General features: G+C 69.2%; 22 protein-coding genes. 14 read left to right on the top strand and 8 right to left on the bottom strand.

The window, feature by feature from the left end:
- The first annotated feature begins 2 nt into the window (after nt 1-2).
- The 10 genes from ilvC to QLQ15_RS01470 are packed head-to-tail and all read left to right on the top strand — an operon-like array spanning nt 3 to nt 10,432.
- The gene (gene ilvC / locus QLQ15_RS01425; protein ID WP_283211080.1) at nt 3-1,016 is read left to right on the top strand and encodes a ketol-acid reductoisomerase; all 1,014 of its coding nucleotides are present in this window, start codon (nt 3-5) and stop codon (nt 1,014-1,016) included.
- On the top strand, nt 1,016-2,767 hold the full coding sequence (ilvG, locus tag QLQ15_RS01430) for an acetolactate synthase 2 catalytic subunit (RefSeq protein ID WP_283211081.1): 1,752 nt from the start codon (nt 1,016-1,018) through the stop codon (nt 2,765-2,767). Before ilvC ends, ilvG begins: the two co-directional genes overlap by 1 nt.
- Nucleotides 2,751-2,987 carry an ACT domain-containing protein gene (locus QLQ15_RS01435; RefSeq protein WP_283211082.1) on the top strand — a complete coding sequence of 79 codons (237 nt, stop codon included), beginning with the start codon at nt 2,751-2,753 and terminating at the stop codon, nt 2,985-2,987. Before ilvG ends, QLQ15_RS01435 begins: the two co-directional genes overlap by 17 nt.
- The gene (locus QLQ15_RS01440; RefSeq protein ID WP_283211083.1) at nt 2,978-3,934 is read left to right on the top strand and encodes an aminotransferase class IV; all 957 of its coding nucleotides are present in this window, start codon (nt 2,978-2,980) and stop codon (nt 3,932-3,934) included. The genes QLQ15_RS01435 and QLQ15_RS01440 overlap by 10 nt, the downstream gene beginning before the upstream one ends.
- Before the next feature lie 4 nt (nt 3,935-3,938).
- Nucleotides 3,939-5,024 (top strand): threonine dehydratase, encoded by a 1,086-nt coding sequence (locus QLQ15_RS01445; protein ID WP_283211084.1) that lies wholly within the window; start codon nt 3,939-3,941, stop codon nt 5,022-5,024.
- Nucleotides 5,021-6,601 (top strand): 2-isopropylmalate synthase, encoded by a 1,581-nt coding sequence (locus QLQ15_RS01450; RefSeq protein ID WP_283211085.1) that lies wholly within the window; start codon nt 5,021-5,023, stop codon nt 6,599-6,601. The genes QLQ15_RS01445 and QLQ15_RS01450 overlap by 4 nt, the downstream gene beginning before the upstream one ends.
- Before the next feature lie 33 nt (nt 6,602-6,634).
- Nucleotides 6,635-8,068, top strand: a complete 1,434-nt coding sequence (gene leuC, locus QLQ15_RS01455) for a 3-isopropylmalate dehydratase large subunit (protein ID WP_283211086.1) — start codon at nt 6,635-6,637, stop codon at nt 8,066-8,068.
- Nucleotides 8,068-8,667 (top strand): 3-isopropylmalate dehydratase small subunit, encoded by a 600-nt coding sequence (gene leuD / locus QLQ15_RS01460; RefSeq protein ID WP_283211087.1) that lies wholly within the window; start codon nt 8,068-8,070, stop codon nt 8,665-8,667. The genes leuC and leuD overlap by 1 nt, the downstream gene beginning before the upstream one ends.
- Nucleotides 8,657-9,745: a 3-isopropylmalate dehydrogenase gene (gene leuB, locus QLQ15_RS01465; RefSeq protein ID WP_283211088.1), complete on the top strand. Its 1,089-nt coding sequence runs from the start codon at nt 8,657-8,659 to the stop codon at nt 9,743-9,745. The genes leuD and leuB overlap by 11 nt, the downstream gene beginning before the upstream one ends.
- Nucleotides 9,746-9,802: 57 nt before the next feature.
- Complete coding sequence (locus QLQ15_RS01470; protein ID WP_283211089.1) at nt 9,803-10,432, top strand: hypothetical protein; 630 nt, start codon at nt 9,803-9,805, stop codon at nt 10,430-10,432.
- 44 nt (nt 10,433-10,476) lie between these two features.
- Here QLQ15_RS01470 and QLQ15_RS01475 read toward each other — a convergent pair whose 3' ends face one another.
- Nucleotides 10,477-13,641 carry an efflux RND transporter permease subunit gene (locus QLQ15_RS01475; protein WP_283211090.1) on the bottom strand — a complete coding sequence of 1,055 codons (3,165 nt, stop codon included), beginning with the start codon at nt 13,639-13,641 and terminating at the stop codon, nt 10,477-10,479.
- 7 nt (nt 13,642-13,648) lie between these two features.
- Nucleotides 13,649-14,779: an efflux RND transporter periplasmic adaptor subunit gene (locus QLQ15_RS01480; protein WP_283211091.1), complete on the bottom strand. Its 1,131-nt coding sequence runs from the start codon at nt 14,777-14,779 to the stop codon at nt 13,649-13,651.
- 77 nt (nt 14,780-14,856) lie between these two features.
- Between QLQ15_RS01480 and QLQ15_RS01485 the strand changes: the two genes are divergently transcribed.
- The 3 genes from QLQ15_RS01485 to QLQ15_RS01495 all read left to right on the top strand — a co-directional run bounded on the left by QLQ15_RS01485 (nt 14,857) and on the right by QLQ15_RS01495 (nt 17,851).
- Complete coding sequence (locus QLQ15_RS01485) at nt 14,857-15,573, top strand: TetR/AcrR family transcriptional regulator (RefSeq protein WP_283211092.1); 717 nt, start codon at nt 14,857-14,859, stop codon at nt 15,571-15,573.
- Nucleotides 15,574-15,702: 129 nt separating this feature from the next.
- Nucleotides 15,703-16,359, top strand: coding sequence for a protein-L-isoaspartate O-methyltransferase family protein (locus tag QLQ15_RS01490; RefSeq protein WP_283211093.1), 657 nt, complete (start codon nt 15,703-15,705; stop codon nt 16,357-16,359).
- A gap of 73 nt (nt 16,360-16,432) precedes the next feature.
- Entirely contained in the window at nt 16,433-17,851 is a 1,419-nt protein-coding gene (locus QLQ15_RS01495; RefSeq protein ID WP_283211094.1) for a TolC family outer membrane protein, read from the top strand.
- Nucleotides 17,852-17,936: 85 nt separating this feature from the next.
- On the opposite strand, the gene waaA is transcribed toward QLQ15_RS01495, so the two are convergent.
- Nucleotides 17,937-19,229, bottom strand: coding sequence for a lipid IV(A) 3-deoxy-D-manno-octulosonic acid transferase (waaA, locus tag QLQ15_RS01500; RefSeq protein WP_283211095.1), 1,293 nt, complete (start codon nt 19,227-19,229; stop codon nt 17,937-17,939).
- 106 nt (nt 19,230-19,335) lie between these two features.
- Here waaA and lpxL point away from each other — a divergent pair, with 106 nt between their 5' ends.
- On the top strand, nt 19,336-20,268 hold the full coding sequence (lpxL, locus tag QLQ15_RS01505; RefSeq protein WP_283211096.1) for an LpxL/LpxP family Kdo(2)-lipid IV(A) lauroyl/palmitoleoyl acyltransferase: 933 nt from the start codon (nt 19,336-19,338) through the stop codon (nt 20,266-20,268).
- 4 nt (nt 20,269-20,272) lie between these two features.
- On the opposite strand, the gene QLQ15_RS01510 is transcribed toward lpxL, so the two are convergent.
- From QLQ15_RS01510 to QLQ15_RS01530, 5 genes are all read right to left on the bottom strand, one after another.
- Nucleotides 20,273-21,574 (bottom strand): O-antigen ligase family protein, encoded by a 1,302-nt coding sequence (locus QLQ15_RS01510; RefSeq protein ID WP_283211097.1) that lies wholly within the window; start codon nt 21,572-21,574, stop codon nt 20,273-20,275.
- Nucleotides 21,558-22,682, bottom strand: a complete 1,125-nt coding sequence (locus QLQ15_RS01515) for a glycosyltransferase (RefSeq protein WP_283211098.1) — start codon at nt 22,680-22,682, stop codon at nt 21,558-21,560. Before QLQ15_RS01515 ends, QLQ15_RS01510 begins: the two co-directional genes overlap by 17 nt.
- A gap of 48 nt (nt 22,683-22,730) precedes the next feature.
- Nucleotides 22,731-22,931, bottom strand: a complete 201-nt coding sequence (locus QLQ15_RS01520) for a zinc-finger domain-containing protein (protein WP_283211099.1) — start codon at nt 22,929-22,931, stop codon at nt 22,731-22,733.
- 70 nt (nt 22,932-23,001) lie between these two features.
- Nucleotides 23,002-23,703 (bottom strand): pirin family protein, encoded by a 702-nt coding sequence (locus tag QLQ15_RS01525; protein ID WP_283211100.1) that lies wholly within the window; start codon nt 23,701-23,703, stop codon nt 23,002-23,004.
- 74 nt (nt 23,704-23,777) lie between these two features.
- The gene (locus tag QLQ15_RS01530) at nt 23,778-24,359 is read right to left on the bottom strand and encodes a YceI family protein (protein ID WP_283211101.1); all 582 of its coding nucleotides are present in this window, start codon (nt 24,357-24,359) and stop codon (nt 23,778-23,780) included.
- Nucleotides 24,360-24,381 lie beyond the last annotated feature (22 nt).

The following is a 24,381-nucleotide window of genomic DNA, read 5'->3' on the forward strand; positions in this document are numbered from 1 at the left end:
CCATGAGCAACCAGCAGCAAACCCGCATCGCCATCGTCGGCTACGGCAGCCAGGGCCGCGCGCATGCGCTCAACCTTCGCGACTCCGGCTTCGACGTGACCATCGGACTGCGCCCCGGCGGCCCCACCGAGATCAAGGCCAAGGCCGATGGCTTCACCGTGAAGTCGCCCGCAGAGGCCGTGAAGGGCGCCGAGCTCGTCGCCGTGCTCACGCCCGACATGGTCCAGCCGCAGCTCTACGGCGAGGTCATCGAGCCAAACATCGCGCAGGGCGCCTGCCTGCTGTTCGCACACGGCTTCAACGTGCACTACGGCCAGATCACGCCGCGCGACGACCTCGACGTCGTCCTCGTCGCACCGAAGGGCCCTGGCGCGCTGGTGCGCCGCGAATACGAGATCGGCCGCGGCGTGCCGTCGGTGTATGCGGTGCATCAGGACCGCAGCGGCAACGCCGAGGCGCTGGCGCTGACCTATTGCGCGGGCATCGGCGGCGCGCGCCAGAACGCCATCAAGACCACGTTCAAGGAAGAAACCGAGACCGACCTGTTCGGCGAGCAGGCCGTGCTCTGCGGCGGCGCGACCAAACTGGTGCAGGCCGGCTGGGAAACGCTGGTCGAAGCCGGCTACCAGCCGGAGGTCGCGTACTACGAGTGCCTGCACGAACTGAAGCTGATCGTCGACCTGTTCTACGAAGGCGGCATCACCCGCATGCACGAGTTCATCAGCGAGACCGCGCAGTACGGCGCGCTCACGCGCGGCACCTACGTGGTCGACGACAACACGCGCGCGCAGATGAAGAAGGTGCTGACGGAGATCCAGGACGGCACGTTCGCGCGCCAGTGGATCGCCGAGTACGCCGCCGGCAACGCCAACTACAAGGCGCTGAAGCAGGCCGACCTGGACCACCCCATCGAGGCCGTCGGCAAGAAGCTGCGCGCCAACATGAAGTGGCTGTCGACCGCACCGCAGGCGGCACCGGCCGCCGGAAAGCGCGAAGCGCAGACCGAGGCCGCGTGATGAACGGTGCCCGCTGGCTGGTGCAAGCCCTGGTCGCCGAAGGCGTCGATACGCTGTTCGGTTATCCGGGCGGTGCGATCATGCCCTTCTACGACGCATTGCACGGCGCGCAGCTCAAGCACGTGCTGGTCCGCCACGAACAGGGCGCGGCCTTCGCGGCGAACGGCTATGCGCGGGCCAGCGGGCGCGTCGGTGTATGCGTGGCGACGTCCGGTCCGGGCGCGTCCAATCTGGTCACCGGCATCGCCGACGCGATGCTGGACTCGGTGCCGATGGTGATCATCACCGGCCAGGTGGCCACGCCGCTGATGGGCACGGACGCCTTCCAGGAACTGGACGTGTTCGGCATGACCATGCCGATCGTGAAGCACAGCTTCCTGCCGCGTCGCGTGGACGAACTGCCGCGCATCGTGGCCGAAGCGTTCCGCATCGCGCGCTCGGGCCGTCCGGGTCCGGTGCTGATCGACCTGCCCAAGGATGTGCAGATCGGCGATGCCTCGCACCTGCCGCTGCACATTCCGCTGGACGTCGATGATGCGCCGCCGCCGAAGGACGCCTCGCTGCACGCCGCGCTGGCCTTGATCTCGCAGGCGCAGCGGCCGGTGCTGTACGGCGGCGGCGGGATCGCGCTGGGCGATGCGGTGCAGGCGTTCCGCACCTTCGTCGACGCCACGCAGATCCCCACGGTGCTGACGCTGAAGGGCCTTGGCGCGCTGCCGTCGTCGCACCCACTCAACCTGGGCATGCTGGGCATGCACGGCAGCCGCGCGGCGAACCTCGCCGTGCAGGAAGCCGACCTGCTGATCGTGGTCGGTGCGCGCTTCGACGACCGCGCCACGGGCAAGCTGGCCGAGTTCGCACCCAATGCGCGCGTGGTCCACATGGACCTGGACGCGTGCGAGATCGGCAAGCTGCGCCATGCCGATGCCGGTGTCTGCGGCGACATCCGCCGCACGCTCACCGCACTCACCCTGCCCTGCGCCGCGCACCTGCACGGCCGCAACGGCGCGGCGCGCCGCGCCTGGCGCGCGACGTGCCAGCAACGCGCGCGCGAGTTCGCCGCGCGTTACGACGCCCCCGGCGAGACCGTGTACGCGCCCGCGCTGCTGAAGCAACTGTCGGAACTGGCGCCCGAGTCGGTCGTCGCCTGCGATGTCGGCCAGCACCAGATGTGGGTCGCGCAGCACTGGCGATTCGCGCATCCGCGCCAGCACCTCACCAGCGGTGCACTGGGCGCGATGGGCTTCGGACTGCCGGCCGCCATCGGCGCGCAGTTGCAGGACCCCGATGCGAACGTGGTCTGCGTGAGCGGCGATGGCTCGTTCCTGATGAACGTGCAGGAGCTGGCCACGCTGCGTCGCTACGGCCTGCCGGTGAAGATCGTGCTGCTCGACAACCAGGCGCTGGGCATGGTGCGCCAGTGGCAGGAGCTGTTCTTCGAGAAGCGCTACTCGGAAATCGACCTGTCCGACAACCCGGACTTCGGTGCGATCGCGGCCGCCTTCGGCGTGCAGGCGTTCCACGTCGATCGCGCCGACGGCGTCGGGGGCGCGCTGCAGGCGCTGCTCGATGCGAAGGGCCCGGCACTGCTGCACGTGGCCATCGACACCGCCGCCAACGTGTGGCCGCTGGTACCGCCCAACCACAACAACGCGCAGATGCTCGACCCGGACCTCGATTCCGGGGCCGAACGTCCGCGCACGTCCGTTTCCACCCCCGACGAGGATCCCCGCCATGCGATACCAGCTTGATCTCACGCTCCGTCAGGCCGAAGGCGCGCTGTCGCGGGTACTGGGCGCCGCCGAGCGCCGTGGATTCCGACCGCTCGCGGTCGACGGCGAAGCGCAGGCCGACGGCGACCGCTGGTACCTGCGGCTGACCGTCGAAGGTGACCGCGACGACGCCAACCTGCAGAACCAGCTGTCCAAGCTCTACGACTGCCTCGAAGTGGAGGTGTCGCCATGTCAATGATCGCCACGCCCACGCCCACCGTGGCGCGACAACCGGCGCCGCCCATCGAACTGCGCGATGACGCGCGCCGACCGGGCATGCCGCTGCTGTGGTTCGATGGCGAGTTGTCCAGCGCCGACACGCTGCAGGCACCGCTGACCACACACGCCATGCACTACGGCACCGGCGTGTTCGAAGGCATCCGCAGCTACGCCACGCGCGATGGCGCGGCGGTGTTCCGCCTGCGCGAACACCTGGAACGCATGGGGCGCGGCGCCGACCTGCTGGGCATCGACTTCGATATCGAACAGGCCAGCGAGGCGACGCTGCAGACGCTGCGCGCGAACGGCCATCGCGATGCCTACATCCGCCCGCTCACGTGGCTGGGTACCGGCACGGACGGGGTGACCGTCGGCCTGGACGTGCCGGGGCTGAGCCAGCACTTCATGGTGGTCACGCTGCCCACCGTGGTGCACCTCAACGGCAAGCGCTCGCGCCTGACCGTGTCGCCGTGGAAGCGCAACCCGGCCTCCTCGTTGCCACCGCTGAAGCTGTGCGGGGCATACATCAACTCCATCCTCGCCAAGCGCGAGTCGCGCCTGCGCGGTTTCGACGAAGCGCTGTTCGTGGACGAACAGGGATACGTGGTCGAGTGCACCGGCGCGAACGTGTTCATGGTGCGAGGCGGCGAAGTGACCGCCGTCGAACACCGCGACGCGCTGCCCGGCATCACGCGCGACACGGTGATCGCGCTGACCGGCGCGCAATCGCGTCCGGTCACGCATCACGAGCTGCTGGATGCCGACGAGGTGTTCGTGTGCGGCACCGCGGCGGAAGTCGCACCGATCAGCGCGCTGGATCGCCGCGAGTTCGGCGACAACCCGGTGACCCGCGAGCTGCAGGCCCTGTACGCGCGTGTGGTGCGTGGCGAAGAAGCTTCGCATGCGCACTGGTTGACGTCGGTCTGATGCCATGGACGGCGACGTAGCCACCGACGTACGTGTCACCGCCGCCGACGTGCTGGCGGCGCAGGCACGCCTGCGTCGCTACCTGCCGGCCACGCCATTGCACCATGCCGAGCGTTTCGGCTGCTGGCTGAAGCTGGAGAACCTGCAGCGCACCGGGTCCTACAAGGTGCGCGGCGCCTTGAATGCATTGCTCGCGGCCCGCGAACGCGGCGACCACCGCACGGTGATCGCCGCTTCGGCGGGCAATCACGCTCAGGGCCTGGCATGGGCCGCATACCGCCTGGGCATCAACGCCATCACCGTCATGCCGCGCGGCGCACCGCAGACCAAGATCGCCGGTGTGTCGCATTGGGGGGCCACCGTACGCCTGCACGGCGACAGCTACGACGAAGCCAAGGCCTTTGCGGCCGAGCTCGCCGCACAGAACGGCTATCGCGTGCTGTCCGCGTTCGATGATCCGGACGTCATCGCCGGCCAGGGCACGGTCGGCCTGGAGCTGGCCGCACTCGCGCCCGACGTCGTGCTGGTGCCGATCGGCGGCGGCGGCCTCGCCTCCGGTGTCGCGCTGGCATTGAAGTCTCAGGGCGTTCGCATCATCGGTGCGCAGGTGGAGGGCGTGGATTCGATGCTGCGCGCCCTGCGCGGGGACCGCACGCCGCGCGAGCCGGCCGCCACGCTGGCCGATGGCGTGCGCGTGAGGCAACCCGGCGAACTGACGCAGCGTCTGCTGGCCAACCTCATCGACGACATCGTCGTCGTCCGCGAAGCCGAGCTGCGCGAGACGCTGGTGCGCCTGGCACTGGAAGAACACGTGATCGCCGAAGGTGCGGGCGCGCTGGCGCTGGCCGCCGGTCGCCGCATCGCCGGCAAACGCAAATGCGCCATCGTCTCCGGCGGAAATCTCGACGCCGGCGTGCTGGCGCAACTGCTGTCCGAGGTGCGCCCGCGCGCGCCGCGCCGGCCGCGTCGTCGCCACCGCGAGGCGTCGGCACCTGCGCTGGAGCCGGCCATCGCCACCCTGAATCCCACTCCCCCCAACCGCCCCCGCGCCGCCGCCGTCGTGCGCGTCCACGAGGAACTTTCCGCATGAACGATCCCGCATCGCGAGTACGCATCTTCGACACCAGCCTGCGCGACGGCGAACAGTCGCCCGGTTGCAGCATGACCGCGCCGCAGAAGCTGCGCTTCGCGCACGCGCTCGCGGAGCTGGGTGTCGATGTGATCGAAGCGGGATTCCCCGCCAGTTCGGATGCCGACATGGAAGCCGTGCGCGCCATCGCCCGCGAGGTGCGAGGCGCCACCGTCGCCACGCTGGCACGCTGCCACACTGGCGACATTGAAGCCTGCGCCCGCGCACTGGACGGCGCGATCCATCCGCGCATCCACGTCTTCATCTCCACCAGCCCGCTGCATCGCGAACACAAGCTCGGCCTGAGCCGCGAGCAGGTGCTGGAGCGCGCGGTGATGGCCGTGGAGCTGGCACGCCAGTACGCCGACGACGTGGAGTTCTCCGCCGAGGACGCGCTGCGCACCGAGCCCGACTTCCTCGCCCAGGCCTGCATCGCCGCCGTCGCGGCAGGCGCGCGCACGCTGAACATTCCAGACACCGTCGGTTACACCACGCCGAGCGAGATCCGCACGCTGTTCGAGTACCTGCGCGCCGCGGTGCGCGAGTCCGGCGTCACGGGCGCCGAGCACGCCATCTTCAGCGCGCACTGCCACAACGACCTGGGCCTGGCCGTCGCCAACTCGCTGGCCGCGATCGAAGGCGGCGCGCGCCAGGTGGAGTGCACGATCAACGGCATTGGCGAGCGCGCCGGCAACTGCGCCCTGGAAGAACTGGTGATGGCGCTGCGCGTGCGCGGCGAATACTACGGCGCGCATACGCGCATCGACACGCGCCGCCTGGTACCGACCTCGCGCCTGCTCTCGCGCATCACCGGAATGGCCGTGCAGCGCAACAAGGCCGTGGTGGGACAGAACGCCTTCGCGCACGAGTCCGGCATCCACCAGCACGGCATGCTCAAGCACCGCGGCACGTACGAGATCATGCGACCGGAAGACGTCGGCTGGTCGCAGTCGCAGATGGTGATGGGCCGTCACAGCGGCCGCGCCGCGCTGTCCGACCGCCTGCAGACGCTGGGCTTCACCCTCGACGAGGCGCAACTCAACGCCGTGTTCGCCGGCTTCAAGGCGCTTGCCGAAAAGAAGCGCGAGGTCTTCGACGCCGACCTGGAAGCGCTGGTCACCGGCAGCGATGCGCGCGCGGCGCGCGGCTATCGCCTGTCGCGTCTGCACGTCAGCACCGGCGTCGCACAGGACAGCCTGCCCACCGCCAGCGTGCAGCTGGTGAATGCCGATGGCGTCGTGGTCAGCGAGGCCGCGGTGGGCGATGGACCGGTGCATGCCCTGTTCGCTGCGCTGGCGCGTGCCACCGGCATCGCGCTGGAGATCGACAGCTACCAGGTATCCAGCGTCACCACCGGCGACGACGCACAGGGCCAGGCCCAGGTCATCGCGCGTGCCGATGGCCGCGAGCTGACGGGCTCTGGCACCAGCACCGACATCCTCGAGGCCAGCGCACTGGCGTGGCTGGACATCGCCAACCGCCTGCTGCGCACGCGCCCATCCGTGGCCGCACCTGCGCGCAGCGCCGCCATCGCCTGACCTTCTTCAACGAACTTCCAGCCATCGATCGACATGACCGACCAGCCCAGAACCCTGTTCGACAAACTGTGGGACGCCCACGTCGTCACGCCTGAAACCGAGGCGGCGCCGGCGATCCTCTACATCGACCTTCACCTGATCCACGAAGTCACCTCGCCGCAGGCCTTCGCCGAACTCGAACTGCGCGGCCTGCCCGTGCGGCGCGCGGACCGCACCAAGGGCACGCTCGATCATTCCACCCCCACGCTGCCGGCGGATGTCGACGGCCAGCGTCCGTACATCAACGCCGACGCGCGCGCGCAGGTCGACACACTCCGTCGTAACTGCGCGCGGTTCGGCGTCGAGCTGTTCGACTACGACAGCCCGCAACGCGGCATCGTGCATGTGATGGGGCCGGAGCTGGGCCTCACGCAGCCGGGCCAGACCATCGTCTGCGGCGACAGCCACACCGCCACCCACGGCGCGTTCGGCGCGCTCGCCTTCGGCATCGGCACCAGCGAGGTCGGGCACGTACTGGCGACGCAATGCCTGCTGCAGCGCAAGCCGAAAACGCTGTCCATCACCGTGGAGGGCGAGCTCGCGCCGGGTGTCGGTGCGAAGGACCTGATCCTGCACGTGATCGGTGTGATCGGCGTCAACGGTGGCACGGGCCATGTCATCGAGTACCGGGGCTCGGCCATCCGTTCGCTGTCGATGGAGCAGCGCATGACGGTGTGCAACATGTCGATTGAAGCGGGCGCGCGCGCCGGCCTGATCGCGCCGGACCAGACCACCTTCGACTACCTGCGCGGAAAGCCGCGCGCCCCGCAGGACTTCGATGCCGCCATCGAAGCGTGGAAGCAGTTCCATACCGATGAGGGCGCGCACTTCGATCGCGAGGTGCGCATCGACGCGCGCGACATCCAGACCACCGTCACCTGGGGCACGCATCCGGGCCAGGTGGCCGCAATCGCCGCCAACGTTCCGAGCGGAGACGGCGACGACGCCAAGGCGCGCGACTACATGGGCTGGACCGCGGGAGCCGCGCTGGCCGGGCGGGCGGTCGACGTGGTGTTCGTCGGCAGCTGCACCAACTCGCGTCTGTCGGACCTGCGCGAAGCGGCCAGCGTGCTGCGAAACCGCCGCGTGCATCCGCGCGTTCGCATGCTGGTGGTTCCGGGTTCGGAGCAGGTCAAGCGCGAGGCGGAAGCCGAGGGCATTGACCGCATCGTGCGCGCCGCGGGTGCGGAGTGGCGCGAGCCGGGCTGCTCGATGTGCATCGCCATGAACGGCGACATGGTCGGCCCGGGGCAGTTGGCCGTCTCCACCAGCAACCGCAATTTCGAGGGCCGGCAGGGCAAGGGGGCACGCACCGTGCTCGCTTCGCCGCTCACCGCCGCCGCGTGCGCGGTGGCTGGCGAGATCACCGACCCGCGCCCGTACCTGACCACCGCGCCGGCGCCTGCCGCCGAGCTGGAGACCGCCTGATGCAACCGATCACCGAGATCGTCTCGCGCACCGTGGTGCTGCGTGAACGCAACATCGACACCGACCAGATCATCCCCGCGCGCTTCCTCACCACGACCGAGCGCAAGGGGCTGGGCAAGCACGCGTTCAACGATTGGCGCAGCCTTCCCGATGGTTCGCCGAACCCGGATTTCCCGTTCAACCGCGCCGAGAACATCGGTGCGCGCATCCTGGTCGCCGGTCGCAACTTCGGTTGCGGCTCCTCGCGCGAGCACGCGCCATGGGCACTGACCGACCTGGGCCTGCGCGCGGTGATCAGCGCCGAGATCGCCGACATCTTCCGCAGCAACGCGCTGAAGAACGGCCTGCTGCCCATCGTGCTGGACGAGGCCGTCGTCGACGCGCTGCTCGACCAGCCCGGTGTGGAACTGCGCATCGACGTGGCACAGCGCAGCGTGACGCTTCCCGACGGCTCGGCCGTGCAGTTCCCCCTCGATGCGTTCGCCCGGACCTGCCTGCTGGAGGGCGTGGACCAGCTGGGCTATCTGCTGAAGCAGAACGACGCCATCACACGCTTTGAACAACAACGCCAGACCCAGGAGTTCCGCCATGCAAGCTGAGATCGTCGTGCTGCCGGGCGACGGTATCGGCCCGGAAGTCACCGCCGCCGCGGTGCAGGTGCTGGCCGCCGTCGGCCAACGTTACGGCCATGCCTTCCGCTTCGAGGAGAAGCTGATCGGTGGCGCCGCCATCGACGCCACCGGTGAGCCGCTGCCGATGGACACGCTGGCCGCCGCGCAGCGCGCGGACGCGGTGCTGCTCGGTGCGGTGGGCGGGCCGAAGTGGTCCGACCCCAAGGCAAAGGTACGTCCCGAGCAGGGACTGCTGGCCATCCGCAAGGCGCTGGGCCTGTACGCCAACCTGCGTCCGGTGAAGCCGCATCCCGCCGCGCTCGGCGCGTCGCCGATCAAGCCGCACCTGCTCACGGGCGTGGACCTGCTGGTGGTGCGCGAACTCACTGGCGGCATCTACTTCGGGCAGAAGCAACGCCGTGCCGACGCGGCCAGCGACCTGTGCGAGTACACCGTCACCGAGATCGAGCGCGTGGTCCGTCGCGCGTGCGTGCTGGCGGGCGGACGTCGCGGCCACGTGACGTCGGTCGACAAGGCCAACGTCCTGGAGACCTCGCGTCTGTGGCGCGAGGTGGCCACGCGCGTGGTACGCGACGAATTCCCGGACATCACACTCGAACACCAGCTCGTCGACTCGATGGCGATGCACCTGCTGGCCAAACCGCGTGAATACGATGTGATCGTGACCGAGAACATGTTCGGCGACATCCTCACCGACGAAGCCTCGATGCTGGCCGGCTCGCTGGGACTGCTGCCCTCGGCTTCGCTCGGCGAGGGTCGCGTGGGGCTGTACGAACCCATCCACGGCTCCGCCCCCGACATCGCTGGTCGCGACATCGCCAACCCGTACGCGACGATCCTCAGCGCGGCCATGCTGCTGCGTCATTCACTGGGACTGGAGTCGGAAGCGCGCTGCGTGGAGAAGGCCGTCGATGGCGCGCTCGACCACGCGGTCTTCACATCCGATCTCGCTCCGGCAGGACGGGGCGTGGGCACGCGTGCGGCGACGGCCGCCGTCCTCGAGCAGCTTCAGCTGGAATGTCACCCAGTGGTCATGCGCGACTGACGCACCAACGGGTTCGTCGCATTGCGCGACGGCCCGCCAACGGCTAGCGTGCGCGCCATGACCTCCGCGCGCGCGCTCGCCGTCCTGTTGATCCCGCTGGCCCTGGTTGCCTGCCGTTCCGACCCCGCGGTCGCGTCCGGCGCCGCGAATGCCGTCCCGATGGGCGAGCCGGCCGACGCCTTCTTCCGCAATCTCTCCACGCTGTGCGGCAAGGCATTCGCCGGACGCGTGGAGGTGGACCGCCCGACGCCGGCCGGTATGAGTCCCTTCGCCGGCAAGCGGCTGATCATGCACGTGCGCGAATGCACGGCCGACACCATTCGCATTCCGCTGGTGGTCGGCGACGACCGCTCGCGAACCTGGGTGCTGACGCGCACGCAACAGGGCCTGCGCCTGGAACACGATCACCGCCATTCCGACGGCCGCGAAGATCCGGTATCGATGTACGGCGGCGACAGCACGAGCGACGGCACCGCCGTGCGGCAGGTGTTTCCCGCCGACGAAGCCTCCAAAGCGATGTTCGCGCGCGAAGACCGCGCGGTGTCGATCACCAACGTGTGGGCGATGGAGATCGAACCGGGGGATCGCTTCGTCTACGAGCTCTCGCGCCCCGGTCGACTGTTCCGCGTGGAGTTCGACCTGACCAAACCAGTGAAGCCGCCACCGCCCCCATGGGGCTGGCGCTGAGCGGATGAACGAAAAGGGCGCCGCGAGGCGCCCTTCTCGTTGCATCACGCCGTCTGCGGCGCCTTCACGCGGAACCACGCCGCGTACAGCGCGGGCAGGAACAGCAGCGTCAGGAACGTGGCCACGGTCAGGCCGCCCATGATCGCCACCGCCATCGGACCGAAGAACGCGCTGCGCGAGAGCGGGATCATCGCCAGGATCGCGGCGAGCGCGGTCAGCACGATGGGGCGGAAACGCCGTACCGTTGCTTCGACGATCGCTTCCCACGGTGTCGCGCCTTCGCCGATGTCGTGCTCGATCTGGTCCACCAGGATGACCGAGTTGCGCATGATCATGCCCGCCAGCGCGATCGTACCGAGCATCGCGACGAAGCCGAACGGCACGCGGAAGACCAGCAGGAACAACGTGACGCCGATCAGGCCCAGCGGTGCGGTCAGCAGCACCATGAAGCTGCGCGTGAAACTGCGCAGCTGCAGCATCAGCAGCGTGAACACCACGAACAGGAACAGCGGCATGCCGGCGACGATCGACCGTTGGCCGCGCCCGGAGTCTTCCACGCTGCCGCCGACGTCGATCGAATAGCCGTACGGCAGCTGCGCGCGCAGGTCGTCCAGGGTCGGCGAGATCTGCGCGGTCACCGTGGCCGGCTGCGTACCGTCGTAGATGTCGGCGCGCACGGTCATCGTGGGCTGGCGATCGCGGTGCCAGATGATGCCTTCCTCGAAACCATAGTCGAGCGTGGCGATCTGCGTGAGGGGCACGCTCTTGCCGCTTTCGGTGGGCACCATCAGGCTGCCGAGCATGTCCAGGCGCAGGCGTTCCTCAGCCGGGCCGCGCAGGAGCATTTCGATCAGCTCGTTGCCTTCACGGTAGGTGCTGATGTGCGAGCCCGACAGCGAGCTGGACAGGAACTGCGCCAGCCGCGCCGAACTCACGCCCAGTGCGCGGGCGCGCTCCTGATCGACGACCAGCCTCACGACCTTGTTCGGCTCGTCCCAGTCCAGGTTCACGTTGGCGACGTGCGGGTTCTCGCGGAACTTCTTCTGCACCTGGTAGGCGATCTGGCGCACCTTGTCGATGTGCTCGCCGGACACGCGGAACTGCACCGGATAACCGACCGGCGGACCGTTCTCCAGGCGCGTCACGCGCATCTGCAGTTCGGGGAAGCGCTTGAAGACATCCTCGATCAGCCAGGTGCGGATCTCCTCGCGCGCTTCCAGGTCCTTCGGCGTCAGCACGAACTGCGCGAAGTTGGCCGCCGGCAGTTGCTGGTCGAGCGGCAGGTAATAGCGCGGCGAACCGGTTCCGACGTAGGCGACGTAGTTGGCCAGGTCCTTGCGCGACGCCAGGATCTTCTCCAGCCGCTGCGCCTGGGTCGTGGTGGCGCGCAGGGAGCTGCCTTCGGCCAGTTCGATGTCGACCATCAGTTCCGGACGCGTGGAATCCGGGAAGAACTGCTGGGGCACGAAACGGAACAGGAACAACGCGGCGACGAACGACGCGGCCGTGATCGCGATGACCAGCCAGCGGCGACGCACGCAGAACGTCACCCATTCGCGGAACCGCACGTAGAACTTCGTCGCGTACGGATCGTGCGCATGGCCGTCGATCGGCGGCTTGGGCGCGATGTAGTCGTGCAGCGCGGGGAAGCGGCTGGCGATGCGCTCGCGGAACGCATGCCAACGCGCCGGCAGCGAGCCGGGCTTCGGTGGCGCTGCGGCGTGACCGTAGTCGGGAAGCAGCTTGTCGCCCAGGTAGGGAATGAACGCCACCGCGGCGATCCACGACACCAGCAGTGCGATGGTCACCACTTCGAACAGCGAGCGCGTGTACTCGCCCGTGCTCGACTTGGCCGTGGCGATCGGCAGGAAGCCGGCGGCGGTGATGAGCGTGCCGGTCAACATCGGGAACGCGGTGGAATCCCACGCGAACGCGGCGGCCTTCAGGCGACTGAAGCCCTGCTCCATCTTGATGGCCATCATCTCCACCGCGATGATCGCGTCGTCGACGAGCAGGCCCAGCGCCAGCACCAGCGCACCCAGCGAGATCTTGTGCAGGCCCACGCCGAACAGGTCCATCACGGCGAACGTCATCGCCAGCACCAGCGGGATGGACAGCGCGACCACGAACCCGGTGCGCAGGCCCAGCGAGAAGAAGCTCACCAGCAGCACGATGGCCACCGCCTCGGACAGCACGCGCACGAACTCGCCGACGGATTCCGTCACGGCAGCGGGCTGGTCGGCGACCTTGCGCAGCTCCATGCCGGCCGGCAACGTCTTCTGCAGCGCGGCGAATTCGGTCTCGAGCGTCTTGCCGAGCTTGAGGATGTCGCCACCTTCCTTCATCGCCACGCCGATGCCGATGGCGTCCTCTCCCATGAAGCGCATGCGGGGCGCAGGCGGATCGGAGAAGCCGCGACGCACGTCGGCCACGTCGGCCAGGCGGAAGGTGCGGTCGCCCACGCGGATGGGGAATTCGCGGATCTCGTCGACGGACTTGAACTTTCCGCCCACGCGCAACGGCACGCGCGTGCTTCCGGTTTCGAAGAAGCCGGCCGGCACCATCGCGTTCTGTTCGTCCAGCGCCTGCTGCACGGCCGCGGCCGGCACGCCCAGCGTGGACAGCTTCACGTTGGACAGCTCGACCCAGACCTTTTCGTCCTGCACGCCGAACAGCTCGATCTTGCCCACGTCGGGCAGCTTCTGCAGCTGCAGCTGCACGCGGTCGGCGTAGTCCTTGAGGACCGCGTAATCGAAACCCTTGCCGGTGAGCGCGTAGATGTTGCCGAAGGTATCGCCGAACTCATCGTTGAAGAACGGACCGACGACGTCGCTGGGCAACGTGGGCCGGATGTCGCCGATCTTCTTGCGCACCTGGTACCAAAGCGGCGGGATGTCCTTCGAACGCAGCGAATCCTTGGCGACGAACATCACCTGCGATTCGCCGGCGCGCGAGTACGAGCGGATGAACTCGTACTGCCCGGTCTCCATCAGTTTCTTCTCGACGCGCTCGGTGACCTGTCGCGAGACCTCCTCGGCGGTGGCGCCCGGCCACAGCGTGCGGATCACCATCACCTTGAAGGTGAATGACGGGTCTTCGCTGCGTCCCAGGCGCAGGTACGAGAACGTGCCGGCGATGGCCATCACCAGCATCGCGTAGACGATCAGGCTGCGATGGCGCAGCGCCCATTCGGAGAGGTTGAAGCGCATGGCGGCCTCAGCGCGCCATCGCCGAGGCGGCAGCGGTCACCGGACGGTTGTCCCGGTCAACCGGCTGCACTTTCTGTCCGGCGCGCAGCAGGTGCCCGCCCGCGGCCACCACCCAGTCGCCTGCGACAAGACCGCCGCGCACGGGTACGCGGTCCTCGCCGAAGGCACCGATCTCCACCGGCTTCAGCGCGAGAGTGGAGGTCTTCATGTCGACCACGAACACAGCGGTGCGCCCGTTGTCGCGCTGCACGGCGGCGATGGGGACACTGAGTCCACCGTTGCCCGGCGTGGGCAGGAACACCCGCGCGCTCTGTCCCAGTTCAAGTGCGCCGGCCGGCGCGTCGACGGTGACGCGCGCGGCGAAAGTACGCGACGCGGGGTCGGCTGCGGGCGAGATCTCGCGGATGCGGCCGTTCCAGCGCTCGCCGGTACGCGACCACGATTCCACCTGCACCGGCTGGCCGGCACGGATCGACGACACCATGCCTTCCGGCAACGCGAAAGCGACTTCGCGCACACCGTCGGCGGCCAGCGAGAAGACCGTCTGGCCCGCGGCCACGACCTGACCTGCCTCGGCCTGCCGCGCAGCGATCACACCATCGCGCAGCGCGCGCAGTTGCGAGTACTCGGCCTGGTTGCGCGCGACTTCCAGTTCGGCGCGCGCGGCATTCACCTGGCCCTGCGCGGCGGTGGCGGCGGCGTTCTGCGCGTCCAGCGTGGACCGGCTGACCAGCTGGTCGTTGGCCAGCTTGGAGAAGCGCGCCTGATCGGCACGCGCGCGGCCCAGTTCGGCCTCGGCGGCCGCCAGCTGCGCCTGCGCGGCGCGTGCCTGTGCCTGCAGGTCGCCCGGGTCGAGCACCGCCAGCACCTGGCCGCGGCGCACGTGGTCGCCGACATCGACCCGGCGCTCGATCAGCTTGCCGCCGACGCGGAACGACAACGGGCTTTCCTCGCGTGCACGCACTTCGCCGGCGAAGGCGGTGGCGGCATGGTCGGCCGCGACGGGATGGATCACCAGGACCGGACGGGCCGCTTCCTCGTGCGCGGACTTGTCGCTGCACGCCGCGAGGACGAGGAGCGAAAGGCCAGACAGCGCAAAGACGACGCGGCGTACGGCAGCAGGGGGGCGGCTGCGCATTGCGGGTGACCTCGGGGTTAATTAATGTACCTTGCGGTACTGTATAAATATCAAACTCGGTAGTCTAGTATTCCAGCATGACCGCTTCACGCCAGCCTGCAATTCCGCCCTCTCCGGCTGCCTCCAGCCCCACCCGGTCAGCCGGTCCCGGCCGTCCCAAGGACCTGGGAAAGCGCCTGGCCATCCTGGAGGCGGCCAAGCGGATGTTCACCCAGAACGGGTTCGACGGCGCCAGCATGGATCAGATCGCCGCCGAAGCCGGCGTCTCGAAGCTGACCGTCTACAGCCATTTCGGCGACAAGGAGACCCTGTTCGTCGCCGCCGTGGAATCGCACTGCGACCTGTCGCTGCCCTCTTCGCTGTTCGAGCCGGCGCCCACCTTGCCGCTGGACCAGCGCCTGATGGAGATCGCCCGCGCGTTCTACACGATGATCACCGCGCCGGAGGCCGTGGCCGGGCACCGCATGCTGTGTTCGCCGCAGATGGCGCACTCGGGCCTGCCCAAGCTGTTCTGGGAAGCCGGCCCGATGCGCGTGCAGGGCGATTTCGCCGCGCTGCTGGAGCGCCGCATCGCCGCGGGCGAGCTGGACATCCCCGACGTGCCACGCGCCGCCGGCCAGTTCTTCGCGCTGCTCAAGGGCGAGCCGCACGCCTGCCTGGTGTTCGGCGGCCCGACGCCGCCGGCGGAGGAGATCGACGCGCACCTGGCTGCGGCGGTGGACCTGTTCCTGCGGGCCTATCGCACGCACGACGACGCAGCCGCCCGGACCGGCAAACCGCCGGCACGCCGATGACATCCGTCTTGGTTACTTCTGGCACTCAGCCCTCCCCGCGCGGCGCCGCCATCCTGTGCGCCGCGCCCGCGACGGCCGGTTAGGCCGGACCCGTTACAATTCGCGGTCTTCCGCGCGAGATTCCCCCCGATGAGCACCATGGATTACAGCAAGGCACGCGAACTGATGGTCGAACAGCAGGTACGTCCGTGGGACGTGCTCGACCTGCGCGTGCTCGAGGTGATGGCGACGCTGCCGCGCGAGGCCTTCGTGCCCGCCGCGCACCGCGCCCTGGCCTATGGCGATCTGTCGCTGCCGCTGGGCCATGGCGAGTTCACTCTGAAGCCCGTGGTCGAAGGCCGCGCGTTGCAGGCGCTGTTGCTGGAGCCGGGCGACGACGTGCTGGTGCTGGGCGATGCCAGCGGCTACCTCACCGCCTGCGCCGGCCGCCTCGCCCGCGAGGTGCTCGCCGTGGAGCGCAACGAGGCCTTCGCGCACGCCGCGCGCGCCGCACTGGCCGAACAGGCCATCGGCAACGCGCAGATCGTCGTCGCCGACCCGCTGCAGTGGACCACCGAGCGCCGCTTCAGCGCGATCCTCGTGGCCGGCGCGGTCGACACCATCCCGGAACGCTTCGTCGATTGGCTGCAACCGGGCGGGCGCATGTTCGTCGTGCGCGGCCGTTCACCGGCGATGGAAGCGGTGCTGGTGCGCAACGATGTCAACGGTTCGCGCATCCAATCGTTGTTCGAAACCGACCTGCCTTACCTCGCCGGTGCGGCCCCCGCACCGACGTTCCAGTTCTGACGCGCCTCCCCTCGCACGCCCGCTCTGCCACGCGGGCGGCTCAACAAGAAAGTAAAACGGACAAGGACCTCGCATGATCCGCCGCCCGCTCGTCATCGCCCTCGCTGCCGCCGTGAGTGTCTCGGCCCTGTTGCCGGCCACGGCCTCCGCCGAAGACCTCCTGCAGACCTACGAGCTGGCACGCGGAGCCGATCCGCAACTTTCCGCCGCCGAAGCCAACCGCCTGGCCATCAAGGAAGGCGCCGTGCAGACGCGCGCCGCCATGCTCCCGCAGATCGACGGCACCGCCTCAATCACCCGCGCACGCAACTACGAGCGCGGCGACGCCGTCATCAACGCCGACGGCACGATCAGCGGCGGCAACAGCGAGTCGGAGACCACCTCGCGCGGCACCGAAGCGCGCCTGTCGCAGATGGTCTACGACCGCGGCAACTTCACCCGCCACAAGAGCGCCAAGGCGCTCAGCTCGGCCGCTGACTTCCAGCTCAGCGCGGCCGGCAACGACCTGATCACGCGCACGTCGGCGGCGTACTTCAACGTGCTGATCGGCCTGGAGTCGCTGGCCGCGGCCGAGGCGGCCGAGACCGCGCTGAAGAAGCAGTTCGACTACGCGTCCAAGCGCCTGGAAGTCGGCCTGGCACCGATCACCGACGTGCACGAGGCCCGCGCCCAGTACGACAGCGCGCGCGCCAACACCATCCTGGCCCGCAACGTGGTCGAGGACGCGTACCAGGCGCTGGCGGAAATCACCGGCCAGCCCATCAGCAACATCAAGGGCCTGCCGAAGGACTACCAGCCGTCGCTGCCAGAAACCCGCGACGCCGAGGGCTGGGTGCAGACAGCCATCGACAACAACCCGGGACTGCGTGCGAAAGAACTGCAGGTGACGTCCACCGAGGCCGACGTCGAGACCGCACGCGCCGGCCACTGGCCGCGCCTGTACCTCAACGGCAGCTACGGCGACAACGAAAGCTGGGGCGACAGCCAGGTGCGCAACATCTCGCGCGATATCGACAGCCGCAGTTATGGCCCGTCGGTTGGCCTGGTCCTGTCGGTGCCGATCTACTCCGGCGGCGCGACCCAGTCGGGCGTGCGCCAGGCGCTGGCGCGCCGCGACGTCGCGCAGGACGAACTGGAACAGCAGAAGCGCCTGCTCGTGCGCAACACGCGCAATGCCTACCAGACGCTGGTGGCGAGCATCAGCGAGGTCGAGGCACGCCGCCTGGCGCTGGTCTCGGCGCAGAGCGCGTACGACGCCTCGCAGGTCGGACTGGAAGTCGGCACGCGCACCGTGCTGGACGTCCTGCAGAACCAGAACAACCTGTTCACCGCGAAGCTCGAGTTCGCCCGCGCCCGTTACAACCACCTGCAGAGCCGCCTGCTGCTCGAACAGGCCGCCGGCACGCTGGACGTGTCCGACGTGCAGGACGTCAACCGCCTGCTCACCGCCGATACCGAAGCACAGCTGCCGGCGGGCGACGTGACGCGCTGATCGCACGCGACATCGCGACGCACCAGGAACCGCCGGCTTCCCGGCGGTTTTTTTATGCGCGCAGGAAAGTGAAGCGTGGCGCGGGTTACTGCACCGGCAGGAGCGGCTCCAGCAACGCCATCGTGCGCGCCAGTGCGCCACGGCCGGTTTCGACCAGCGCGCGGCCGGCGGTGGTCATGCGTTCGCGCTTGTGCGGGTCGGACAGCAGATCGGCCAGCGCGTCGCGCACGGCATCGGCGTCGGGTTCCACGAGCAGCGCACCGGCGTCCTGCAGGCGCTGCGCGATCTCGACGAAGTTGTGCAGGTGCGGGCCGGTGACGATGGCGGTACCGGTCGCGGCGGGTTCGAGCAGGTTGTGGCCGCCGATGGCCTGCAGACTGCCGCCGACGAAGGCGACGTCGGCACAGGCGTAGAAGTTCATCAGCTCGCCCATCGTGTCGACCACGAAGACGGCGTCGGCCGGTTGCGGCCAGGGTTGGCGCGAACGCGTCGAGACGGTCCAGCCCGAGGCGCGCGCGAGGTCGGCGACCATGCGGAAGCGCTCCGGGTGGCGCGGCACCCACAGCAGCAGCAGGTCGGGAAACTTCGCACGCAGGCGACGGTGGATCGCCAGCACCGCGGGTTCCTCTTCCTCGTGCGTGCTCGCGGCGATCCATACCGGTCGCTCGCCGCACTGCCGGCGGCACTGCGCGGCGAAGTCGGCCAGATGTTCGGGAACGGCAACGTCGAACTTGAGGTTGCCCACTTCCTTCACCTGTTCCGGGCGCGCACCCAGGCGGATGAAGCGTTCGGCATCGGCACGCGACTGCGCGGCCACGGCATGCACGGTGCGCAGGGCCCGCGCCACCAGCGGCGCCAGCACCCGGTAGCCGCGCAGCGAACGTTCGGACAACCGCGCGTTGAGGATCACCGCGGGCACGCCCTGCTCGCGGCAACCGAACAACAGGCTGGGCCACAGTTCGGTTTCCATGATCAGCGCCGCGTACGGACGGTAGTGGCGCAGGAACCGCGTGACGGCGCCGGGCAGGTCGTAGGGCAGGTAGACATGCTCCACCGCATCGCCCCACAGCGCCTGCACGCGCTCGGAGCCGGTGGGGGTGATGGTGGTGACCAGCACGCGCTGGCCCGGGTAGGCGCGGCGCAACGCGTTCACCACCGGCACCGCGGCATTGACCTCGCCCAGCGACACCGCGTGCACCCACAGCGTGCGCATCGCGGGGCGGTCGCCATAGAACGCATAGCGCTCCTGCCAGCGCAGGAAGTACGCCGGCTGGCGCAGGCCGCGCCAGATCAGGTGGTACACGGTGATGGGAGCCAACAGGTACAGGGCGACCGAGTACAGGCCGCGCAACAGTCGCTCGATAGGGTCCGTCGGCATCGCGAATAGGATAACGAAGGCCGTGACGGACGGGCGAAGGCGATGCATCGAAGACCAGCACGGCGCCGGCCTATTGCATCGGCGAGCGCGGCCATAGAATTCCCGGATGCCCAAGGCCGTCGAGTCCCCCACTTCTCCGCCCCCGCCGCCGTTCGGTCCGCGCCACTGGCCCATGTGGATCGCCTACGGCGTGATGTGCTTCGGCGCGCGCCTGCCGTGGTCGCTCCAGCGCGCGCTGGGCGGCCTGACCGGCGCGTTCGCCCTGCGCGTGGCCGGCGCTCGCCGTCGCGCGGCGCAGATCAACCTGGCGCTGTGCTTCCCGGAGAAGACGCCGGCCGAGCGCGAGCGCCTGCTGCGCGACAGCTTCCGCGACTTCGGCATCGGCCTGTTCGAATTCTCGCGCGCCTGGTGGGGCTCGGCCGAACCGATGCGGCGCACGGTGCGGATCGAGGGACTGGAGCTGCTGGACGACATCCGCGCGCAGGGTCGCGGCGTGCTGATGGTGTCGGGCCACTTCATGACCCTGGAGATGTGCGGGCGCCTGATGTGCGACCACCTGCCGCTGGCCGGCATGTACCGCCGCCATCGCAGCCCGGTGATGGAATGGGCGGTCAAGCGCGGCCGCCTGCGCTATGCCAGCGCGATGTTCACCAACGAGGAGATCCGCGCGGCGATGCGCCACCTCAAGCAGGGCGGTTTCCTGTGGTACGCGCCAGACCAGGACATGCGCGGCAAGGACACGGTGTTCGCACCGTTCTTCGGCGTGCCGGCGGCGACGATCACCGCCACGCACCAGTTCGCGCGCCTGAGTGGCTGCGCGGTGGTGCCGTTCTTCCATCGCCGCGAGGGTGCCGACTATGTGCTGCGCGTGGGCGCGCCGCTGGAGGACTTCCCATCCACCGACGCGGCCGTGGACAGCGCCCGCGTCAACGCTTCCATCGAAGCGATGGTGCGCGAGGCGCCCAGCCAGTACCTGTGGATCCACCGCCGCTTCAAGCGCCGCCCCCCCGGCATGAGTTCGCCTTACGGCAAGCGGTGAGCGCCTATTCGCGCGCGAGCAGGCTGCCCGCGTAGAGGGCGGCGAGCATCAGCGTCAGTCCACCCCAGAAGGTGGAATAGAACGCCAGGTGCGTGTTGATGGGGAACAGAGTGGCCACCAGGGCCCACATCGCCGGGCGCGCGCGTTCGCGGGCGGATTCCTCGGCGAAATGCCAGGCGCGCCAGGCCAGTGCCAGCCCCGCCAGCCACAGCAGCACGCCGAATGCGCCGGTCTCGCTCAGCACTTCCAGCACGATCTGGTGCGCGTGCAGCGCCGGGCCTTCGCCCCAGGCGGCCACTTGCCCCGGCGCCGGATCGCAGGCGGGGAACGCCTCGCGGAAGCCGCGCGCGCCGACGCCATTCAAGGGATGCTCGCGCGCCATGCACGCTGCCGCTTCCCAGATGCGCGCGCGACCCGACAGCGCACTGTCGACGCCTTCGACATCCGCGGTGAGCGCATGCCCGGTGCGCGCGATGCGATCGCGTACCTGCGGCACCACCACCGTCAGCAGGCCGACGCTGACCACACCGGCGAGGAACACACCCGCCAGCTTCTTCCAGCCCAGCAGCCGCCAACCCGACAGGGCCAGCGCGACGGCGTAGGTGATCCACGACGCACGCGAGCCCGCAAGTACCAGCACCACACCGAGCGCCGCCGCGGCGAGCAACCAGCCCACCGTGCCGATCCGCCTTCCGCCTGCGAACAGCAGGAACGGCGACAGGCTGGCCAGCACCGGACCCAGTTTGAGATTGCACGGACCCAGCACACCGCTGAGCCGATCGAGCAGCGCCAGCTCTTCCGGTGTGCACATGCCATGGCCGCTGATGGCGTGCTTGATGCCGTCGATGGCGGCGAACAGCGGACTGGTGCCGGTCACGGCCTGCACCAGCGCGTCGAGTGTCCAGATCGCGACGATCACCGCCAGGCCGGTGAACGTCGTGCGCCGCCCGGCCGGTTCGGCGACCGCGGCCGCGACGAGCCACAGGAACGGCAGGTAGCGCAGGTCGACCGCTGCCTCGCGCAGCGCGCGCGCGGGATCGACCGCGTCGATGGCGGAGACCAGCTCCGGCATCCAGTAGGCGAAGAACAACACGCTGGTGAGCGCCCATGCCGGATGGCTGAGCAGCTTGGAACCGCCGCGGAAACGCGACTGCGCAAGGCGGATGATCGCCGCCAGCGCGCCCAGCACGAGCACGCCTTCCGCATAACCGGGTGCGGGCCACAGCGCGACATAGGTGAGCACCCACGCCGGCGCCCAACGCCAGCCGTGCGCATTGGCGTCCGCCGCGTCAGTGGCGGTGTTCATCGACGAGCTCGGCGTAGACGGCAAGCGAGGCCTCCTGCATCGCACGCAAGGAATCGGGAATCCTAGCCGGTGATAACGCAGGATGCGTAAGAAGTTCGTAGGAGATGCGACGCAGTGCATCGATATCGAACGTCGGCACCGCGCCCTGCGGCTGGTACTGCGCCAGAAGCTCGCCCACGCCACCGTGGTCCCATCCCACCACGGGTCGCCCCACGGACAAGGCCTCCACCACGGTACGACCGAAGGCCTCGGGCTTGCGCGAGAGCTGCAGCACCAGGTCGCTGGCCGCATAGGCCTGCGCGACGGCGTCGGTCGGCGCGGTGAAGGCGACCGATCCGGCAATGCCTGCCTGCACCGCCTCCTGTTCCAGCGTGGCGATGTACGCCTCGCGGCCGGCCTCGCGCGCGCCGGGCAACCACAGCCGCGCGTCCAGACCGTCCGCGCGCAGGCGCGCCAGCAGCACCAATGCATCGGCGTGGCCTTTCAGGCGCGTGCCACGGCCCGGCAGCAGCAGCAGCGGCCCATTGCCTCCCAGCGCCGGATGCAGCGCGGCGACGCATTCGCGCGCGGCGCGGTCGGGCATCGGCGCGCGCGGGAATGCAGTGGGGTCGATGCCGCGCGGGATCACGCGCAGCTTCGCGGCATCGACGTGCGGGTAATGGCGCAGGACGAAATCGCGCACCGTGCTCGACACACAGATGACCCGTTCGCCACGGGTCATCACGGCGCTGTAGCGCGAAGGCGAGTTGAGCCCGTGCACGGTGGTGACCCAACGCGGTCGCGTCGCGTCGGGAAGGCCGCGCAGCGCCAGTTCGCCAACCCACGCCGGCAGGCGCGAACGCGCGTGCACGACATCCACCCCTTCGCGCACGAACAGACGGCGCAGGGCGATGGCGTGACGGAAAGTCAGTAGTGATTTGCGGCCGATGTCGAGCGTGATGTGTTCGGCGCCCATCGCCTGCAGTCGCGGCACCAGACGACCGCCGCGCGAGACGACGATGGCGCGATGCCCCGCCTCGACCAGGGCCTGGGCGATCTCCAGCGTGGAACGCTCGACGCCGCCGGATTCCAGCGCCGGCAGCAGCTGGACGACGGTCAGGCGCGGCATGGGCGGCTCCCGGGCGGCCTCATGCGCGGGTCGTCCGGTGAGGGCCGGTCAGTCTTCGAGGACGAAGTGCGAGCCGCAGTACGGGCACTGCGCTTCCCCGCCTTCGGCCTCGATCGGCAGATACACGCGCGGATGCGAGTTCCACAGCGCCATGGAGGGCAGCGGGCAGCTCAGCGGCAGGTCGGAGCGATGCACGACGTAGCGCTGCTCGGCGTTGGCCTGGGTCGGATGGGCGTTGGCTGCGGTCATGGGAAGGGACGGGTGGCGACGCGGGGACGCAAGTTTACCAGCCCGCGTGCATGCACCGGGCCGCGGAAGCTCAGCGCGGCAGGTCGAACAGCAGCGCGAGCGCCGGCTTGTCGCTGCCGCCCTGCAGCGCGAGGACGCCCGATTCGTCCCGCAAGCCCAGCGCATCGCCGGCCTGCAGGGTCATGGCGCCGTTCACCGTCGCCTCGCCGCGCACCAGGTGCAGCCAGTACAGGCGGGAAGGATCGAGCGGGTGATGGACTTCCTCTCCACGCGCCAGACGCGCCTGGGACAGGCCGATGTCCTGACGGATGGCCAGGCTGTCATCGCGGCCATCGCCGGAGGCCAGCAGTACCCAGCCGCGCACATCGTCCGGCACGGCACCACGGCGTGCGGCCGCCGGTTCGTGGTTCAGGCGCGAGGGCTGGATCCAGATCTCCAGCACGTGCGCCGGCGTGTCGGCGGACGCATTGGCCTGCGCGTGCTGCACCCCGTGGCCGGCACTGAGCCATTGCAGTTCGCCGGCACCGACCACGCTGTCGCCGCCCACGCCATCGTGGTGCGCCAGCGCGCCATCGACCACGTAGGCGAGGATTTCCATGTTGGCGCGACGTTGCACGTCCAGCGCCGCGCCGGGCGCGATGTGCCGCTCGTTGAGCACGCGCAACGGGCCGAAGCCCATCCACGCCGCGTCGTAATGCCCGCCGAAGGAAAAGGTCTGGCGGCTGTCGTGGCCGGAACGGCCGCGTGCGTCGGAGGGTCGTTGAAGGATCATGTGCGGCGGGAAAGCGGGAACGGGCACATTGTCCCCGTTCCCGCGTCGATTTTCCGCCTTGTTTCCGTCCGGCCTTACTCGGCCTTCGGCACCACGGCTTCGGTGGTGATGCGCAGGGTGACGTTGTCGCTCACGTTCGGCGCGAACTTGTCGACACCGAAATCGCTGCGCTTGATGGTGGTGGTGGCGTCGAAGCCGGCGGCCGCGCGCTTGGCCATCGGCTGCTCGCCGATCTTGTTGATCGTGGTGTCGAGCACGACCTGGCGGGTGACGCCCTTGATGGTCAGGTCGCCGAACACGCGCAGCTTCTTGTCGCCGGCGGCTTCGACCTTGGTGCTCTTGAAGGTAATGTTCGGGTACTTCTCGGCGTCGAAGAAGTCGGCGCTGCGCAGGTGCTCGTCGAACTTCTGCACGTGCGAGTCCAGGCCCGACAGCGGCAGGGTCACTTCGACCTTCGAGGTGCCGACGTTGGACGGATCGTAGGTGATCGTGCCTTCCGCGCCGCCGAAGTTGGCGATCGGATTGGAGAAGCCGAAGTGGCTCCAGCTGGCGACCACGGAGGTGTGGTTCGGATCGATCTTGTACGTCACCGGTGCAGCGAAAGTGGCGGAACTGGCGACAGCGAGGGCCGCGACGAGGGCAAGGCGCTTGAACATGGGCGTTCTCCGGAACGGGTGG

The organism is Lysobacter stagni (assembly GCF_030053425.1).
Classification (GTDB): domain Bacteria; phylum Pseudomonadota; class Gammaproteobacteria; order Xanthomonadales; family Xanthomonadaceae; genus Lysobacter_J; species Lysobacter_J stagni.

Excerpts from the sequence above, each read along its gene's own strand:
- ilvC (WP_283211080.1), top strand. The coding sequence starts at position 3 with ATGAGCAACCAGCAGCAAACCCGCATCGCCATCGTCGGCTACGGCAGC.
- ilvG (WP_283211081.1), top strand. The coding sequence starts at position 1,016 with ATGAACGGTGCCCGCTGGCTGGTGCAAGCCCTGGTCGCCGAAGGCGTC.
- QLQ15_RS01435 (WP_283211082.1), top strand. The coding sequence starts at position 2,751 with ATGCGATACCAGCTTGATCTCACGCTCCGTCAGGCCGAAGGCGCGCTG.
- QLQ15_RS01440 (WP_283211083.1), top strand. The coding sequence starts at position 2,978 with ATGTCAATGATCGCCACGCCCACGCCCACCGTGGCGCGACAACCGGCG.
- QLQ15_RS01445 (WP_283211084.1), top strand. The coding sequence starts at position 3,939 with ATGGACGGCGACGTAGCCACCGACGTACGTGTCACCGCCGCCGACGTG.
- QLQ15_RS01450 (WP_283211085.1), top strand. The coding sequence starts at position 5,021 with ATGAACGATCCCGCATCGCGAGTACGCATCTTCGACACCAGCCTGCGC.
- leuC (WP_283211086.1), top strand. The coding sequence starts at position 6,635 with ATGACCGACCAGCCCAGAACCCTGTTCGACAAACTGTGGGACGCCCAC.
- leuD (WP_283211087.1), top strand. The coding sequence starts at position 8,068 with ATGCAACCGATCACCGAGATCGTCTCGCGCACCGTGGTGCTGCGTGAA.
- leuB (WP_283211088.1), top strand. The coding sequence starts at position 8,657 with ATGCAAGCTGAGATCGTCGTGCTGCCGGGCGACGGTATCGGCCCGGAA.
- QLQ15_RS01470 (WP_283211089.1), top strand. The coding sequence starts at position 9,803 with ATGACCTCCGCGCGCGCGCTCGCCGTCCTGTTGATCCCGCTGGCCCTG.
- QLQ15_RS01475 (WP_283211090.1), bottom strand. The coding sequence starts at position 13,641 with ATGCGCTTCAACCTCTCCGAATGGGCGCTGCGCCATCGCAGCCTGATC.
- QLQ15_RS01480 (WP_283211091.1), bottom strand. The coding sequence starts at position 14,779 with ATGCGCAGCCGCCCCCCTGCTGCCGTACGCCGCGTCGTCTTTGCGCTG.
- QLQ15_RS01485 (WP_283211092.1), top strand. The coding sequence starts at position 14,857 with ATGACCGCTTCACGCCAGCCTGCAATTCCGCCCTCTCCGGCTGCCTCC.
- QLQ15_RS01490 (WP_283211093.1), top strand. The coding sequence starts at position 15,703 with ATGAGCACCATGGATTACAGCAAGGCACGCGAACTGATGGTCGAACAG.
- QLQ15_RS01495 (WP_283211094.1), top strand. The coding sequence starts at position 16,433 with ATGATCCGCCGCCCGCTCGTCATCGCCCTCGCTGCCGCCGTGAGTGTC.
- waaA (WP_283211095.1), bottom strand. The coding sequence starts at position 19,229 with ATGCCGACGGACCCTATCGAGCGACTGTTGCGCGGCCTGTACTCGGTC.
- lpxL (WP_283211096.1), top strand. The coding sequence starts at position 19,336 with ATGCCCAAGGCCGTCGAGTCCCCCACTTCTCCGCCCCCGCCGCCGTTC.
- QLQ15_RS01510 (WP_283211097.1), bottom strand. The coding sequence starts at position 21,574 with ATGAACACCGCCACTGACGCGGCGGACGCCAATGCGCACGGCTGGCGT.
- QLQ15_RS01515 (WP_283211098.1), bottom strand. The coding sequence starts at position 22,682 with ATGCCGCGCCTGACCGTCGTCCAGCTGCTGCCGGCGCTGGAATCCGGC.
- QLQ15_RS01520 (WP_283211099.1), bottom strand. The coding sequence starts at position 22,931 with ATGACCGCAGCCAACGCCCATCCGACCCAGGCCAACGCCGAGCAGCGC.
- QLQ15_RS01525 (WP_283211100.1), bottom strand. The coding sequence starts at position 23,703 with ATGATCCTTCAACGACCCTCCGACGCACGCGGCCGTTCCGGCCACGAC.
- QLQ15_RS01530 (WP_283211101.1), bottom strand. The coding sequence starts at position 24,359 with ATGTTCAAGCGCCTTGCCCTCGTCGCGGCCCTCGCTGTCGCCAGTTCC.